Source organism: Pseudomonas sp. AL10 (assembly GCF_029960685.1).
GTDB lineage: Bacteria > Pseudomonadota > Gammaproteobacteria > Pseudomonadales > Pseudomonadaceae > Aquipseudomonas > Aquipseudomonas lactis.
Window position 1 is genome coordinate 7,771 of sequence record NZ_JASBQZ010000018.1, and the last position, 228, is coordinate 7,998.

Annotated in this window: 1 protein-coding gene; it reads right to left on the reverse strand. The window is 61.8% G+C overall.

Translation table 11 applies throughout. From position 1 onward, the window contains the following. The coding region (locus QK296_RS17465) for a hypothetical protein (RefSeq protein WP_282391126.1) at window positions 1-228 on the reverse strand (228 nt) is incomplete at both ends.

A 228-nucleotide genomic window follows, 5' to 3' on the forward strand; every position in this document is an offset into this window, starting at 1 on the left:
ATCAGCCCAAGCCAGCGGGCACTAAGCAGCCAGTGGTAGATCAGCCCAAGCCAGCGGGCACTAAGCAGCCAGTGGTAGATCAGCCCAAGCCAGCAGGCACTAAGCAGCCAGTGGTAGATCAGCCCAAGCCAGAGGGCACCAAGCAGCCAGTGGTTGACCGGCCCAAGCCAGAGGGCACCAAGCAGCCAGTGGTAGATCAGCCCAAGCCAGAAGGCACCAAGCAGCCAG